This is a genomic window from Aerococcus sp. HMSC10H05 (assembly GCF_001806975.1).
GTDB lineage: Bacteria > Bacillota > Bacilli > Lactobacillales > Aerococcaceae > Aerococcus > Aerococcus viridans_B.
The window spans coordinates 13,447-27,961 of record NZ_KV786985.1; the positions used below are offsets into that span (position 1 = coordinate 13,447).

The following is a 14,515-nucleotide window of genomic DNA, read 5'->3' on the forward strand; positions in this document are numbered from 1 at the left end:
ACTATACCAATATCCATTATTTCAAGAATACCGCATCATCTACTTGGTATTGATCCCCTTCTACACCTTTACGAACGTCATCAATTCTAGTTTTGGTGGCTTGACGGAAGAAAGCCAAGTCATTCAGTACTGTAACGAATTGGAAACCTTGTTCAATTCGGTTAATGGCATCTTGTGCGTTGGCTGTAAAGATGCCAGGAATTACCCCAGCTTCTTTACAGGCCTTGAGTACTTTTTGAATATTGTCTTCAAGTTCTGGACTTGTTGAAGGATCTTCAACGCCCATAGCATGCGCTAAATCAAGACGACCAATATAGACACAATCAATCCCTTCAACACTTACAATGTCTTCTACATTTTCAACTGCTTCTGGGGTTTCACATTGCACAATGACCATGGACTTTTCGTCTACTTCACCATTATTGTAGTTTTCGTAGGCACCCCATAACGGTCCACGTCCAATCCCTTTACCACGAATACCAATAGGCGGCATTTTAGTGTTTTGAATAACAAATTCAGCTTGCGCCTTAGTATTGACCATTGGAATCATCAAACCATGTAAGCCAATATCTAACATTCGCCCCATCATCGGACCATCTTCAGGATTATAAACCCGAGCATATGGCGCTGTACCGTATAACTCCGCTGCGCGCACCATGTCTAAAGCTGTTTCTAAACTAGTTTGAGCATGTTCAAAGTCAATCATGGCAAAGTCAAAACCATTAACACCCAAAATTTCCGTATTTAAAGAGGAGCTAGATGCCACAAAAGCACCTATGGCATAGCCTTTTTCAGCAATTTTTTCTTTTACAAGGTTGCGCATTTCCATTTATATCATCCTTTTCCCGAGTTTAGTGCATTTACAAATTTATCCTGGTTTAGCCTATATTAATCAATAATATTAAAGCCTTCATATCCTTGTGCTTTCAAGAATTGGCTATAAGCTTCGTTATAGTCCTCACGTGCTGGAGCGAAAATATCTACATTCACTACTGTTTCTGGAGAATCGTAAACGTGTATATAGTGTTCAACCCCCTTAGGTACAACTACCCAAGAACCTGCTGTCATACGAAATGGCTCACCATCCACGTAGTAATCACATTCACCCTGTAAGATCCAGGCAATTTGTTGATGGTCTTCATGCGTATGCGGTCTTAAATCATTCCCATTCTCCACCCGATTCACAGTTACATTGACCCCATCTCCTGACATGGCGAATACTGCTTGATCAATCCCTGGACGTAATGGGCGGTAAGGTATTTCATTGATATTTCCATAATCTACGTTTTCTAGTGCCATCATGCATTCCTCCAATATCGATTGTTTTATTAAAATTTTATGAGTTTTTTTGATTGGTGTCACCTTAACATCTCATTTTATTAAAAGCAACAAGAGAAAACATTTAGCTGTTCATTCAGGCTTTTTTGATAAGAGCCTTCCCAAGAAAAAGATGCAGTAGATTTTTTGGCCTTCTTATGTAGGAAATATCTTTTTTAAGATTCATTTATCCTCAAAAAAGGGGTAAAAACGATTGTTGAAAAATATACAATTTTTGTATATAAATGACTTTCAGCCATAAAGTGTCGCTCTCTCTCCGATTCGAACTCATCATTTTCTCATTTTTTGAAAATAATATATAAGCAAAAAAGCATTGATACATAAGGATTTACCTGATGTCAAATCTATTCAAATAAAATTAAATTAAAAACAAATGTGTAAAATGCTTGATTAAATGAAAATGTGATGATAAGATAACAACAACTTAAATCAAAGGAGTGAGACCAAAATGGCAATGCATACAGATTTTACAAATATGACCAATACCTCTTGGTCAATGACCTCTACTGATTACCAGACACATACATCTTTATTATTATTATTAGCTAACTAGGATTGTTCCAACATATGGAAGAGTCCTATTTCTCGTGAATGCGGGCTCTTAGCTAGTAAGACTGCGGGCCGCATAATTGGCTCGCAGTCTTTTTTTGTTTCTGATGATCAGCTTTTAAGTGAATTTAATAAATGTCACTCAAAATATCTGATTCCAAAAGTCATCATTATCCAACGCTTTCCAAAATACGCCAATTACCTAGAATAATTGTTCAGTTTTTGGTCCAGCGCATATATTCTAGGAGACTTTTGTCACACCTCAACATAGCCCTTGAAAGGAGTTTTCAAATGCAAGATGTCGTAATCGTAGCTGCACAAAGAACCCCCATCGGATCATTCGGTGGCGTATTTAAAAATATTTCCGCTGTTGACTTAGGTAAGGTGGCTGTTCAAGGAGCCTTAGAAAAAGCCAACATCGATCCAGCCATAGTAGATGAGCTTATCTTCGGTAACGTCTTAAGCGCAGGTTTAGGTCAAAACGTTGCTCGTCAAGTTGCCGTTGCTTCCGGAATACCTGTTGAAAAGCCTGCTTTCACTGTCAACAAGGTTTGCGGTTCAGGTTTAAAAGCTGTGGCCCTTGCCGCACAAAGTATTATGGTAGGCGAATCAGAAGTTGTGGTTGCTGGTGGAACTGAGAATATGAGCCAAGCCCCTTACATCACTGAGGATGCACGTTGGGGTATGCGGATGGGTGACAAGAAAATTGTCGACACCATGATTAAGGATGGTTTAACAGACGCTTTCAATCACTACCATATGGGGATTACCGCAGAAAATATTGTTGAGAAATATGGTTTTACGCGTGAAGATCAAGACGCTTTCGCCGCCTCCAGCCAACAAAAAGCCGAAGCTGCACGCAATGCTAATCGATTCCAAGATGAAATTACCCCTGTATCCGTGCCACAAAAACGTGGTGATGCTATCCAAATTGACACGGATGAATACCCTCGGGCTGGTGTGACAGCAGAATCGCTAGCTAAACTAAGGCCAGCATTCAAACGTGACGGTGGCACTGTGACAGCAGCTAACGCTTCAGGTATTAACGACGGAGCAGCAGCGATCGTTTTGATGTCAAAAGAGAAAGCTGAAGCTATCGGGGCTCAACCATTAGCAACAATTAAAGCTTTCGCAAGTGCCGGTGTAGACCCTGCAATCATGGGAACTGGTCCAATCCCAGCAACCAAAAAGGCGCTAGCAAAAGCCCAAATAACGATTCAAGACATAGACTTAATTGAAGCCAATGAAGCATTTGCTGCTCAAGCCTTATGTGTACTACAGGACCTAGATGTAGATATGGATAAAGTCAATGTGAATGGTGGGGCCATTGCTTTAGGTCACCCAATCGGTGCATCCGGTGCCCGTATCCTAGTCACCCTAGTCCATGAAATGATGAAACAACAATCCAAATATGGTCTAGCTACCCTATGTATCGGTGGTGGCCAAGGAATATCAATGATTATTGAAGGTAACCAATAGATAGAAGATAATAATCACAAATTTGATGATAAAACAAATACACCACATAAAGGAGATTTTTACGATGATAGATACCTATACTTTCCACGAAATGACTTTGTCTTGGTTGAACGGCGCAATGATTGGTACAGATGGTGGCACAATTTTTGGTCCGGTACCAAGAACACTTTGGGGCCGATATTACCCTTACAATGACAAAAACCAAGTAGCTGAAGTTTGTGACCCAATCCTTATTCAATACCAAGGAAAAAACTATTTGATCGATGCATCATTTAACTTGGATAAATTCAACGAAAAAGGCAAACGTAATGTCGGTCTACAGCAAGAAGGCAGCATCCAAGAAGACTTTGAAACACTAGGTCTTACACCTTTAGATATCGATGTTGTCATGATGACCCATATGCATAACGACCATGCTAGTGGCTTGACTTACTTTGCGGATGACCAATGGCATTCAACGTTCCCTAGTGCAACCATTTATATCTCTGATATTGAATGGGATGCCGTAAGACATCCGAATGCCCGAACAAAAAATACTTACCCTAAAGAAAACTGGGAAGCCATCCAAGGACAAGTAGAAACCTTCACCGATTCTATTACAATCACTGAAGGTATCTCTATGGAAGTAACTGGTGGTCACAGTCCTGGCCATACGGTTATTCGTCTTGAACAAGCAGGCGAGACCATGCTACATATGGCAGATATCCTATTGACTTTCGTTCACACCAATCCACTTTGGGTAGGTGGGTTAGATGATTACCCAATGGACTCGATCTCAGCCAAACAAGACCTCATGCCAGAAGCTTTAGCAAACAATTACCGCTTTATCTTCTATCATGACCCATACTACCGTGTCGTAGAATATACAGCAGATGGAAAGAACATCCAATATGCCATGAAATCATCTCGTGATGTTTTTATTCCTTTCACAGACCAACAAGACCGTGTCCCAAAACAAGTGGAAGCAGCCATTGCCAAGTAAGCAATAGATTGTTTCGTTGATTGAATATGCAATACCAACAAGTTTCTTCTATATAAAGGTTGCAATCAAATGACCTATTATATAGAAGAAACTTGTTATTTTTTTGAAAGGACCACAAAAAAATCAGCTAGTAATGATTCTATAAACCACTGCTAGCTGGCCATTTTTTGCTTTATTCAACAACTTCAAAACGAATATCATCCAAGGTGTCAAACTTCACTTCAACCTTGTCACCCACCGCAATCTTGTTGGCTTTGGTCATCCCTCCGGTCATGATTGGTACACCTGCTTTTAGGGTTACACCACGTTTATATAGGGCATTGGCTAGGAAAACAACCGCATTGGCCGGATGATTCGCTACGTCTTTCCCGTAACCTTCATCAATCTTTTCCCCATTAATATAAACCCTTGCCTTTTCATTCAAAATATCTACTTGGTCTAAAGTGAAATGCGTCTTAGAATAAATGGCCCCTTGACAAGAAGTATTATCCGCCACCACATCTTCTAAAGAAAAACGGAAACCATGGTAGCGAGAATCTACCACTTCAACAGAAGAATAGACATAATCAATCTTTTCCATCACTTCTTCAAAAGTTACTTCCTCTTGATAAATATCATCTTTCAAGACAATCGTCACTTCCGGCTCAATACGAGGATGGATAAAGCGTGTCATCGATAAGGGTTCCCCATCGTAAGAAATCATATACTCAAAAATGTGGGCATATACCGGTTGATCAATATTTAACTGTTTAATTTTAGCTGGGGACGTCAATCCAATCTTATAGGCCGCCGTTTCGCCATCTGTCTCCTTCTTTAAGGCTACGACTAAATCCTGAATATCATAAGCCTCCTGCTCATCAAAGGATACATTAAACACCTCTGTCACATTATCAATCGCCGTCTTACGCTTCTCCGCATCATACAAATATTGAGCAATCTCCTGCATCTTCGTTTCTTCCATACCTGTCAGCTCCTTTTTTATTAGAAAATAATGATAAATATTATTCTCATTGTATCAAAGCTGACAAATAAAGCAATCTATTTTCTCATTTATTTTTAATTAAAAAACTTCTGCCATCTTGCTCGCAAACACCTTATATCATTTTCTAAAGAGAACTCCACAAACCTTATTCTTCTAAGCTCACGATAATTTTACCCAGGTTTTTATTGGCTTCCATATATCTATGTGCCTCCGGTAAGGGATCAAAATTGATCACTGTGTCAATCACTGGGTGAATTGTACCATCCGCAATTAAAGGTACTACGTCCTTATTCACGTCTGCTACTAGACGGGCCTTGTAATCATCATCCCTATTGGATAATAAAGTGCCTTGTAGCTTCACCCGCTTAAAGAGCAATTGTCCCATATCAAAGTCTGAAACCTCTGTTCCTCCAAGCACACCAATCAATACCCAACGACCATCTACACCAATAGCGGACAAATTTTTAGCTGCATAGGACGCGCCAATGAAATCTAGAATGACATCGACACCTTTTTGACCTGTAACTTCAGTAACGACATCAGCGAAGTTTTCAATCTGATAATTAATGGTTGTCTGAGCTCCCAATGCTTTGGCTAAGTCTAATTTATCCTGACGACCTGCTGTAGCAATGATTTCCGCATGCGATAGGTGGTTAGCCAGCTGGATGGCTGCAGTCCCAACGCCAGAACCTGCCGCGTGGATAAGAATACGCTCACCTTCTTGTAGGTCACCAATCCAATAGATTGTTTGATAGGCCGTCATGAAGGTCTCAGGAATCGCAGCTGCGGTGGTGAATGGCGTATCTTTTGGAAATACCATCGCTCGACTAAGAGGTAAGCGAGCATACTCAGCATAAGCACCGTGGGTAATAATCCCTGCAACATGGTCCCCTATTGCCACATGACTAGATTTGTTATCTTCTGTATTGATATCCACCACTTCACCGGCAATTTCAATCCCCATCACGCGTTCTTCAGTAGAGGCATCAGCCTTTAACCCATTTCTAGACATCACATCATGGCGATTAATCCCGATGGCTTTCACTTTGACTAAAGCTTCACCCAGTTCAGCTTTAGGTTTAGCTATATCTTGTAATTCAAAGTTTTCCGGTCCACCTGCTTGATTGAGTACCCACGCTTTCATCCAAACCACTCCTTTTTTTAAATCGTTTACCACGCTCATCATAAACCATTTTAAGTTAATTGATAAGTAAAGACCTTTTTCTTCATTGCATACAGTGACCTATCACTGATAAAAAAATAAGAAGCAATATTTGCACAATATTTACATCATAATCGATGAAATTTTCGTATATAAAATATCATGACCTTTTTTCTTTATACCCTTTGAATTCGCTTTCAAAAAATACTATACTATAATAGTGCAATATATTATATAAAAGAAGGAGCGTTTTTTATGGCAAATTATGCAAAAAAAGCCAATAAAAGTTTATTGGCTTTGTTCGCTATCATTATACTCATTGCTGGCGGCTTATTTTTGTTTTCTAGACAAAGAAATGTAACCGCTTCAGGTGCTGACAAGCAAATTATCCGTCTAGCGCATAATCAATCTTCAGACCATCCTACCCATATTGGGATGTTAGCCTTTGAAGAATTTATTGAAAGTAAGTATGGTGATCAGTACGATGTTCAAATATATCCAAGTGAATTATTGGGTACACAAACAAATTTAGTACAATTAACGCAAACAGGTGCCATTGAAGTCACCGTTGCAAGTAACTCTATTTTAGAGACATTTAACACCGACTTCCAAATTTTCAACCTACCCTATCTATTCGAATCCCCAGAGGCTTATCATGCAGCTATGGATGATCCAGAAATTGTTGCGTCTATTTTTAATGGCACAAAGGATTCAGGTTTTGTGACCAAGGCTTGGTTAGATGCGGGTACGCGTAATTTCTATGTCAAAGATACGCCGATTAATGAAGTATCTGACTTAGCTGGGAAGAAAATTCGGGTGCAACAATCACCTACTAACGTATCCATGATGAACTTACTTGGTGGATCAGCGACACCAATGGGCTTTGGTGATGTCTATACCGCTATCCAATCAGGTGTGATTGACGGGGCTGAAAATAATGAGTTAGCCCTAACAGAAAATGGTCATGGTGATGTTGTTAAAAACTACTCTTACACCATGCACCAAATGATTCCTGATGAAGTGATTGTTTCAACACGTTTCCTAGATGCATTACCAGAAAACGAACAGGCTACTTTTGATGAAGCCTTTAAAATAATGGAAGAAACCCAACATCAAGCTTGGGAAGAGAAAGTAGCAGAAGCGCGCGATCGTGCTGAAAATGATATGAATGTTGTCTTTAATTATCCTGATATCGAACCATTTAAAGAAGCTGTCTTACCACTGCATGACGCTATGTTAGAGGCTTATCCAGAATTACAAGACACCTATAATAAGATACAAGAGAAAAATGAAAGCTATACAAATAACACAACGGAAGGAGATGCCTCATGAAACAATTGAGAAACATCATCGATAAGGCCATGCGGTCACTTTGTGCTGTAGCTATGGCCGCTTTAACTTTATTAGTGATTTGGCAAGTATTTACCCGGTATATTCTCAATCATCCAAGTACTTGGTCTGAAGAATTGGCTGCTTATATGTTTGCTTGGGTAACCGTATTTGGGGCAGCTTATGTTTTTGGTAAAAGAGAGCATATGAATATCCCTGTAATTGTTGAACGCTTTTCTTCTGTAAATCAAAATAGTCTACAAATTTTAGCTGAAGTATTGAATTTAATTTTCGCTTTAACTGTTATGGTATACGGTGGTTTTGAAATCACTCAATTAACAATGGGACAATTATCTTCTTCACTCCCCCTACAAATGGGTTACTTCTATATGTGTATTCCGATTTCCGGTATATTCATTGCCTTATATAGTGTCTTAAATATTAAAGACTTGATTGATGCCCGTAAAGATATTGTAGAAGAGGAGGATTAATATGGCTGTCCAATCACTTATTATCATGATCGTGCTCCTAGCCTTATTACTAATTCTAGGTGCACCTATCGCAGTTTCAATCGCTATTGCAGCAGTTGGGGCTATTCTTCCAACTGTACCGTTAGATATTACGTTAATTACAGGTGCCCAACGTATTTTTTCTGGGACCTCATCCTTTACGCTAGTTGCCATCCCTTTCTTCGTTCTAGCAGGAAATATTATGAACCAAGGAGGGATTGCCAAACGGTTAGTTCATTTTGTTCAAGCAATTGTTGGTAAAATTCCAGGCTCACTTTTATTAACCAATATCGGCGCAAATGCTTTATTTGGGGCAATTTCTGGTTCAGCAGCAGCAGCTGCTGCCGCAGTTGGTGGCATGGTGAAAGAAGGGGAAGAAGAAGCTGGCTATGATATGGACTTAGCAGCTGCTACTAATGGTGCTTCAGCCCCATCTGGACTTCTCATCCCACCTTCAAATGCTTTAATTACCTATTCATTAGTATCAGGTGGTACTTCAGTTGCAGCCTTATTTGTTGCAGGTTATATTCCAGGAATCATCTGGATGGTTGCTTGTATGGTGGTTGCCTTAGTATTTTCAAAACGAAAAGGTGATGCCGGTGAAACTGGTAAATTTGATTGGGGTCGTTTAGGTCGTGCAACAATAGATGCGCTTCTGCCATTATCTCTGATCATCATTGTAATTGGTGGGATTATTGCTGGGGTATTCACGGCTACTGAAGGTTCAGCAATCGCTGTTATCTACGCCTTGATCATTTCGGTATTTATCTATAAAACCATCACTTGGAAAGACTTATATAAAATTTTAGTTGATTCTGTTGAAACATCTGGCATGGTCGTGTTCTTAATTGGTGTGTCAAACATCCTATCATGGGTTATGGCCTTTACAGGTATCCCGCAAGCGATAGCTGAAGGCTTACTATCCTTAACTGATAGCCCATTATTCATCATGCTCATTATCAACATTATCCTATTAATCGCTGGTACCTTTATGGATGTGACACCTGCTATCTTAATTTTCACACCTATCTTCTTACCAATTGCAGAATCATTTGGTATTTCACCCGTTCATTTCGGGATTATGCTAACTTACAATTTATGTATTGGTAATATCACACCACCAGTTGGCAACACCTTATTCGTCGCTATCCGAGTTGGTCGTTCAACATTAGCGAAAGTGATGCCATACATGTTAGGTTACTATTCAGCCATTCTAGCTGGCTTACTACTGGTCACTTATATTCCAGCCTTCTCAATGTGGCTACCAACATTAGCAGGATTAATTTAAATTTTAAAATAAACTTTTAGTATAAATTATTTTGAGAAACGGATAACTCCGCTTTAGCATCACGCGTTTAAATAGTGATGGTAGGCACATGGGTTATCTGTTTTTTTTGATCTTTCTTATTTGGTAAGGGTCCGGTACAATGATCTATATACTTTAATAGAAGTAAAAAGACGATTGAAAGGTGATACCAATGAAAGATATCCATGTTGTTGGGGCAATCCTAATTAAAGACCAACGTATTTTATGTGCGCAACGCGGTGGAGAAAAATCCTTAGCTTACTTGTGGGAGTTTCCTGGTGGGAAAATAGAAGCCGGCGAAACTGCACAAGCAGCCCTTAAACGTGAATTAGCAGAAGAATTAGAAATTACGGTCGATCTAGCCCCGGATATTTTTGATGATTCAACCTATGAATATGATTTCGGAAGAGTTCACCTAACTACAATTATCTGCCAGCTTAAAGAAGGCGAACCCATTTTAACGGAACATGAAGCGATCAAATGGTTGAAGCCTAATGAATTGAAGAATTTGGACTGGGCACCGGCGGACCTACCTGCTGTTGAGAAGTTATCTAAGATGATCTTGTAAGATATTTCGGAGGAGAATATGGATTTATTAGCACAATCTTTGCGGCATGCATTTATAGATAGGCATCAGTTGGGACATACGCAATATGATCCTGAGTTAATCATTAATCAACCTGATGCGCATGTCTTTCTTTTAAATACTTTACAAGAAGAGTTAGATACAAGCGAAACCTTCACCTTTTCTGTAGCTTTTATAACAGAAAGTGGCCTAAATACGTTGAAGACACATTTGTTTGACTTAAACCAACGAGGTATAAAAGGTCGGTTAATTACGTCAAATTACTTGGATTTTAATTCACCTGATGTTTTTAAAGCGTTATTGAAGATACCAAACTTAGAAGTCCGTATTTCAGACAAAGAAGCTTTTCATGCGAAGGGTTATTTATTTGAACATAAAGATCACGCTTCTTTTATTATTGGGTCATCAAATTTGACTAACCATGCATTAAAAACGAATTATGAGTGGAATGTCAAACTCACGACCTACCACCATGGTGCGATTATTCATCAAATGCAAGCGCATTTGGATAAAGAATGGTCAAGTGCACAACCTTTAACTGAAGAATGGATTCGTCAATATACTAAATCGTTCCAACCACCTAAATATCGTGACACTAGCATCTTAAAAGACCCTACCAAGACGTTTATTGTACCCAATAAGATGCAACAACCAGCCTTAGATAGTTTGATAGAGTTACGACAAAATGAGGCTGACCGGGGTTTAGTCATTGCAGCAACTGGTACGGGGAAGACTTATTTAGCTGCTTTTGATATCTTAGAAGCGAAAGCGCAAAAAGTATTATTTATCGTTCATCGCGAACAAATTTTACATGCAGCTATGGCTTCTTTTAAAAAGGGTTTTCCACGAAGTATCGGATAATGCTTTTGGTTGGTATACGGGAAATCAAAAGGATACTACTGCTAAGTATATTTTTGCCACCCAACAAACCATTAGCCGCGATCAACATTTACAGCAATTTGACCCTACAGAATTTGATTACATTGTAGTAGATGAAGTTCACCGAGCTGGGGCAGCCTCCTATCAACGAATTTTTAACTACTTTAAACCTAAGTTTTTGCTTGGTTTAACCGCAACACCTGAACGTACAGATGGGTACAATTTATATGAACTTTTTGATTACAATATCGCTTATGAAATTCGTCTACAGGATGCACTCGAGGCGGACTTACTAGCTCCCTTCCATTATTTTGGTGTAACCGACTATGAAAAAGATGGTGTAACGATATCCGAAACTACCCAGTTAAAAAATCTCGTCATAGATGAACGTGTTGATTATATTATGGAGAAGTTGACCTACTATGGTTTAGACAAAAATCGGGTTAAAGGGTTGGTTTTCTGTAGTCGAAATGAAGAAGCAAAATCTTTATCTGACAAATTTAATGCGCGCGGCTACAAGACTATCGCTCTTTCTGGTAACGATAGCCAAGAAGTGCGAACTAAGCAAGTTAATCGATTGAAAGCTGGTCATTTAGACTATATTTTTACCGTAGATATCTTTAATGAGGGTATTGATATTCCAGAGATTAATCAAGTCGTCATGCTACGAAATACTCAATCTAGTATTATATTTGTCCAACAAATGGGACGGGGGCTTCGTAAGCATAAGAGCAAGAAATTTGTGAATATTATTGACTTTATTGGTAATTATAAGAATAACTATCTGATTCCTGTCGCCCTTTCCGGTAACTCTAATCGAAGTAAAGATACTATGCGTCAAACAACAGTTAACACTAATTTCCTTTCTGGACTATCTAATATCAATTTTGAGTCAATTGCTAAAGAAAGAATTTTTGATTCTATAAATGCAGCAAAATTAGATTCTATGAAAGCCTTAAAAGAAAGTTATCTTGAGCTAAAAAATGCGCTTGGTCGTATGCCTATGTTAATTGACTTTCAAACAACCAACAGTTTCGATCCCTATTTATTGGCTAATAAGAAAGATAACTACCCTAGTTTTTTATCTAGTATTAAAGAAAGTGATAGCAAACTGTCAAAACCCGCTAATGCTATTTTGAAGTTTTTATCTCGCGAAATCCTACCCGGTAAACGACTACATGAATTAGTACTCTTAAGTGAAATCACAAAAAGTGGTATAGATGATTTAAGTTTTAAATCTATAGAAGCTATTTTTTTTAATCATGACTTAGCTAATGACCATAAAATGGTCCAATCCGTAATTCGCACCTTATCCACAGATTATTATGCTGGTAGCGCGAAGAAAACTTATCAACCAGGACAGGTGGTAACCATTCAAGATGACGGTATACTAGTAAGTCCCGGCTTCAAGTCAGCAAAAACTGATTCAAACTTTTTGCATCATTTAAATGACTTAATTACGACTGCCAGCTTATTAAATGATCATTATGATAAAACAACTGATCTGACCTTATATCAAAAATACGGGCGCCGTGACGCCTTACGTTTACTTAAATGGCACACCCAATTAGTAGACCAAAACATTGGTGGTTATACTTACGATAAACAACGTAAAATTTTCACGATTTTTGTTACTTTGGATAAAGGTGATGATTTTAAGGGTGCACAAGTCACTTATGAAGATGCCCTACTAGATCCAATGACTATGACTTGGTTTACGAAAGCACCAAGGACCTTGGCCTCCCCTGAAGTGCAAATCTTACAAGATGCTGATGACTGGAAAATTCATATGTTTATTAAGAAAGACGATGATGAAGGTACTGAATTTTATTATCTTGGTGAGGTAACACCTGATGTTTCTTCGTTTATCCAACTAGAAAAGCCAAGTAGTGATGGAAAAAATAGAAGTGTAGTTGAAATGGACCTTCATTTTAAGGAAGCCATTCCAAGGAATCTTTTTAATTATTTACAGTAGAGAACTTATCTTGCCAAACCATCATTATTTTGATAAGATAGCGGCAAATTCACAACTATCGTCGGATAGATATGCTTGAGTAGATAGCCCCTTCACCATGAAGGTGTGCTGCTTGGCTATCTATCCGGCTTTTTTAAGGAAGAAATGATGTTTACAGTTATTACAACTACCTTAATTGCAGGTCTGATTGATGGCCTAAACCCTATCTCTCTTACCCAGCAATTCATCCTACAATCCAAAATTAAATCTCCTTATCATATTTTAGCTTTTATATTTGCCAATAGTTTTGTTAACTTTATTTTTGGTTTAATCTTTTATTTTGGCTTTTCCAATTGGATTATGCTGGCTTTTAACTGGATTAACCGTCAATTTCCGACCTTTTGGCCCATTGCAAGTTTGTTGATAAGTGCCTTTATTATCCTATATTTAATTTACAAATATAGCGTAAAAGATAAAGTCGAGATAGATCAAGTTGACCAAGCTGATTATCACATCAAAAATCCTGATGACAACCACCTATCTCCTGCGTCTTTATTCGTGATCGGTGTTGCTACATGTGCTGCCGAATTATCTTCTGCTGCTCCTTACCTAGCTTTACTGGGTTACTTTGCAACTAGTGCGATGACGGGTTTACAAGCAACCATCTTACTAGCGTTTTATTCGTTTATCTTGTATGTCCTACCCTTATACGGCTTATTCTTCATGTCACTTTTCTTTAATAGTAAGCTGACAACCATTTATGCGAAAGTCGCAGAATGGCTAGACTTCGCCATAGCTTATATTTTGCCCTTTATATTCGCTTTAATTGCCCTTGTCTTACTATGGTATGGATTCAATAATCTTTAAAAGAAATCAAAAAAACGCCAAGCATGAAAGTTCACACTTGGCGTTTTGGCTTCTAGCCATTTAAATGTATACTAACTTACAGCACAGGATAGACAATGCTTAGAGCTGCTTGGTTCCCCATCTGACCCGGTTCACATCTCTACCCTTGCCGCAAGGCCTTTCGGCAAATTTAATTATACCATTTTTAAGGAAGCTTTGTAAAGGACTTCTTCCCTAATATTAAACTCAAACATCCACCCATCACATGTGGTATACTTTGACAAGCAAACATAACCGTACCTTGGACAAGAACTAATGAAATCGACATTGCAACATAGGAAGCTGATGACTAGTAGAGCGGTCATCAGCTTTTTTGCTGTATCAAAAAGAGACCAAACCAATTGTTTTAATTGATTTGGTCTCTCACTTTGAAAACTATTGTGAATGATAAGTAAGTCCAAGTCGAAAGCTGTATATGTTTACGATTAGACTGGCTAACGTTTCAAACATAGCACTTCATACACTTAGTCGGTTCGCTCGTCCTCTTAGTCGGGTTCAAGCCTCCAGGGAGGACTGCGTTTTAGATTAGCTTGCAGATGACTGTGTCATCTTCA

General features: G+C 38.6%; 11 protein-coding genes, 1 other RNA gene and 1 pseudogene. 8 read left to right on the forward strand and 5 right to left on the reverse strand.

What is annotated here, in order from left to right; genetic code table 11:
* Positions 1-16: 16 nt before the first annotated feature.
* Both HMPREF3116_RS05285 and HMPREF3116_RS05290 read right to left on the reverse strand, forming a co-directional pair.
* A complete protein-coding gene (locus HMPREF3116_RS05285) occupies positions 17-829 on the reverse strand; it encodes an HpcH/HpaI aldolase family protein (RefSeq protein WP_070468152.1) in 813 nt (270 codons plus the stop codon).
* 59 nt (positions 830-888) lie between these two features.
* Positions 889-1,299 (reverse strand): cupin domain-containing protein, encoded by a 411-nt coding sequence (locus HMPREF3116_RS05290; protein ID WP_070468153.1) that lies wholly within the window; start codon positions 1,297-1,299, stop codon positions 889-891.
* Between the two features lie 879 nt (positions 1,300-2,178).
* Between HMPREF3116_RS05290 and HMPREF3116_RS05295 the strand changes: the two genes are divergently transcribed.
* Positions 2,179-3,366: an acetyl-CoA C-acetyltransferase gene (locus tag HMPREF3116_RS05295; RefSeq protein ID WP_070468154.1), complete on the forward strand. Its 1,188-nt coding sequence runs from the start codon at positions 2,179-2,181 to the stop codon at positions 3,364-3,366.
* A gap of 64 nt (positions 3,367-3,430) precedes the next feature.
* The gene (locus HMPREF3116_RS05300; protein ID WP_083272774.1) at positions 3,431-4,348 is read left to right on the forward strand and encodes an MBL fold metallo-hydrolase; all 918 of its coding nucleotides are present in this window, start codon (positions 3,431-3,433) and stop codon (positions 4,346-4,348) included.
* Positions 4,349-4,520: 172 nt separating this feature from the next.
* Here HMPREF3116_RS05300 and HMPREF3116_RS05305 read toward each other — a convergent pair whose 3' ends face one another.
* Together HMPREF3116_RS05305 and HMPREF3116_RS05310 are read right to left on the reverse strand one after the other, a co-directional pair.
* Positions 4,521-5,309 (reverse strand): 2-keto-4-pentenoate hydratase, encoded by a 789-nt coding sequence (locus tag HMPREF3116_RS05305; protein ID WP_070468155.1) that lies wholly within the window; start codon positions 5,307-5,309, stop codon positions 4,521-4,523.
* 166 nt (positions 5,310-5,475) lie between these two features.
* Positions 5,476-6,474 carry an NAD(P)H-quinone oxidoreductase gene (locus HMPREF3116_RS05310; protein ID WP_070468156.1) on the reverse strand — a complete coding sequence of 333 codons (999 nt, stop codon included), beginning with the start codon at positions 6,472-6,474 and terminating at the stop codon, positions 5,476-5,478.
* 273 nt (positions 6,475-6,747) lie between these two features.
* Here HMPREF3116_RS05310 and HMPREF3116_RS05315 point away from each other — a divergent pair, with 273 nt between their 5' ends.
* The 6 genes and pseudogenes from HMPREF3116_RS05315 to HMPREF3116_RS05340 all read left to right on the forward strand — a co-directional run bounded on the left by HMPREF3116_RS05315 (position 6,748) and on the right by HMPREF3116_RS05340 (position 13,922).
* Positions 6,748-7,824 (forward strand): TRAP transporter substrate-binding protein, encoded by a 1,077-nt coding sequence (locus HMPREF3116_RS05315; protein ID WP_083272775.1) that lies wholly within the window; start codon positions 6,748-6,750, stop codon positions 7,822-7,824.
* Positions 7,821-8,312 (forward strand): TRAP transporter small permease, encoded by a 492-nt coding sequence (locus HMPREF3116_RS05320; protein ID WP_070468157.1) that lies wholly within the window; start codon positions 7,821-7,823, stop codon positions 8,310-8,312. Before HMPREF3116_RS05315 ends, HMPREF3116_RS05320 begins: the two co-directional genes overlap by 4 nt.
* 1 nt (position 8,313) lies before the next feature.
* Positions 8,314-9,618, forward strand: coding sequence for a TRAP transporter large permease (locus HMPREF3116_RS05325; protein WP_070468158.1), 1,305 nt, complete (start codon positions 8,314-8,316; stop codon positions 9,616-9,618).
* Between the two features lie 190 nt (positions 9,619-9,808).
* Positions 9,809-10,204 (forward strand): (deoxy)nucleoside triphosphate pyrophosphohydrolase, encoded by a 396-nt coding sequence (locus HMPREF3116_RS05330; RefSeq protein WP_070468159.1) that lies wholly within the window; start codon positions 9,809-9,811, stop codon positions 10,202-10,204.
* Positions 10,205-10,222: 18 nt separating this feature from the next.
* Positions 10,223-13,076: pseudogene (locus HMPREF3116_RS09285) on the forward strand (DUF3427 domain-containing protein).
* A gap of 147 nt (positions 13,077-13,223) precedes the next feature.
* Positions 13,224-13,922: a GAP family protein gene (locus HMPREF3116_RS05340; RefSeq protein WP_070468160.1), complete on the forward strand. Its 699-nt coding sequence runs from the start codon at positions 13,224-13,226 to the stop codon at positions 13,920-13,922.
* Between the two features lie 62 nt (positions 13,923-13,984).
* Here HMPREF3116_RS05340 and ffs read toward each other — a convergent pair.
* Positions 13,985-14,084: signal recognition particle sRNA small type (gene ffs / locus HMPREF3116_RS05345), an RNA gene on the reverse strand.
* Between the last annotated feature and the right edge of the window lie 431 nt (positions 14,085-14,515).

Excerpts from the sequence above, each read along its gene's own strand:
- HMPREF3116_RS05330 (WP_070468159.1), top strand. The coding sequence starts at position 9,809 with ATGAAAGATATCCATGTTGTTGGGGCAATCCTAATTAAAGACCAACGT.
- HMPREF3116_RS05320 (WP_070468157.1), top strand. The coding sequence starts at position 7,821 with ATGAAACAATTGAGAAACATCATCGATAAGGCCATGCGGTCACTTTGT.
- HMPREF3116_RS05310 (WP_070468156.1), bottom strand. The coding sequence starts at position 6,474 with ATGAAAGCGTGGGTACTCAATCAAGCAGGTGGACCGGAAAACTTTGAA.
- HMPREF3116_RS05305 (WP_070468155.1), bottom strand. The coding sequence starts at position 5,309 with ATGGAAGAAACGAAGATGCAGGAGATTGCTCAATATTTGTATGATGCG.
- HMPREF3116_RS05285 (WP_070468152.1), bottom strand. The coding sequence starts at position 829 with ATGGAAATGCGCAACCTTGTAAAAGAAAAAATTGCTGAAAAAGGCTAT.
- HMPREF3116_RS05325 (WP_070468158.1), top strand. The coding sequence starts at position 8,314 with ATGGCTGTCCAATCACTTATTATCATGATCGTGCTCCTAGCCTTATTA.
- HMPREF3116_RS05295 (WP_070468154.1), top strand. The coding sequence starts at position 2,179 with ATGCAAGATGTCGTAATCGTAGCTGCACAAAGAACCCCCATCGGATCA.
- HMPREF3116_RS05290 (WP_070468153.1), bottom strand. The coding sequence starts at position 1,299 with ATGGCACTAGAAAACGTAGATTATGGAAATATCAATGAAATACCTTAC.
- HMPREF3116_RS05340 (WP_070468160.1), top strand. The coding sequence starts at position 13,224 with ATGTTTACAGTTATTACAACTACCTTAATTGCAGGTCTGATTGATGGC.
- HMPREF3116_RS05300 (WP_083272774.1), top strand. The coding sequence starts at position 3,431 with ATGATAGATACCTATACTTTCCACGAAATGACTTTGTCTTGGTTGAAC.
- HMPREF3116_RS05315 (WP_083272775.1), top strand. The coding sequence starts at position 6,748 with ATGGCAAATTATGCAAAAAAAGCCAATAAAAGTTTATTGGCTTTGTTC.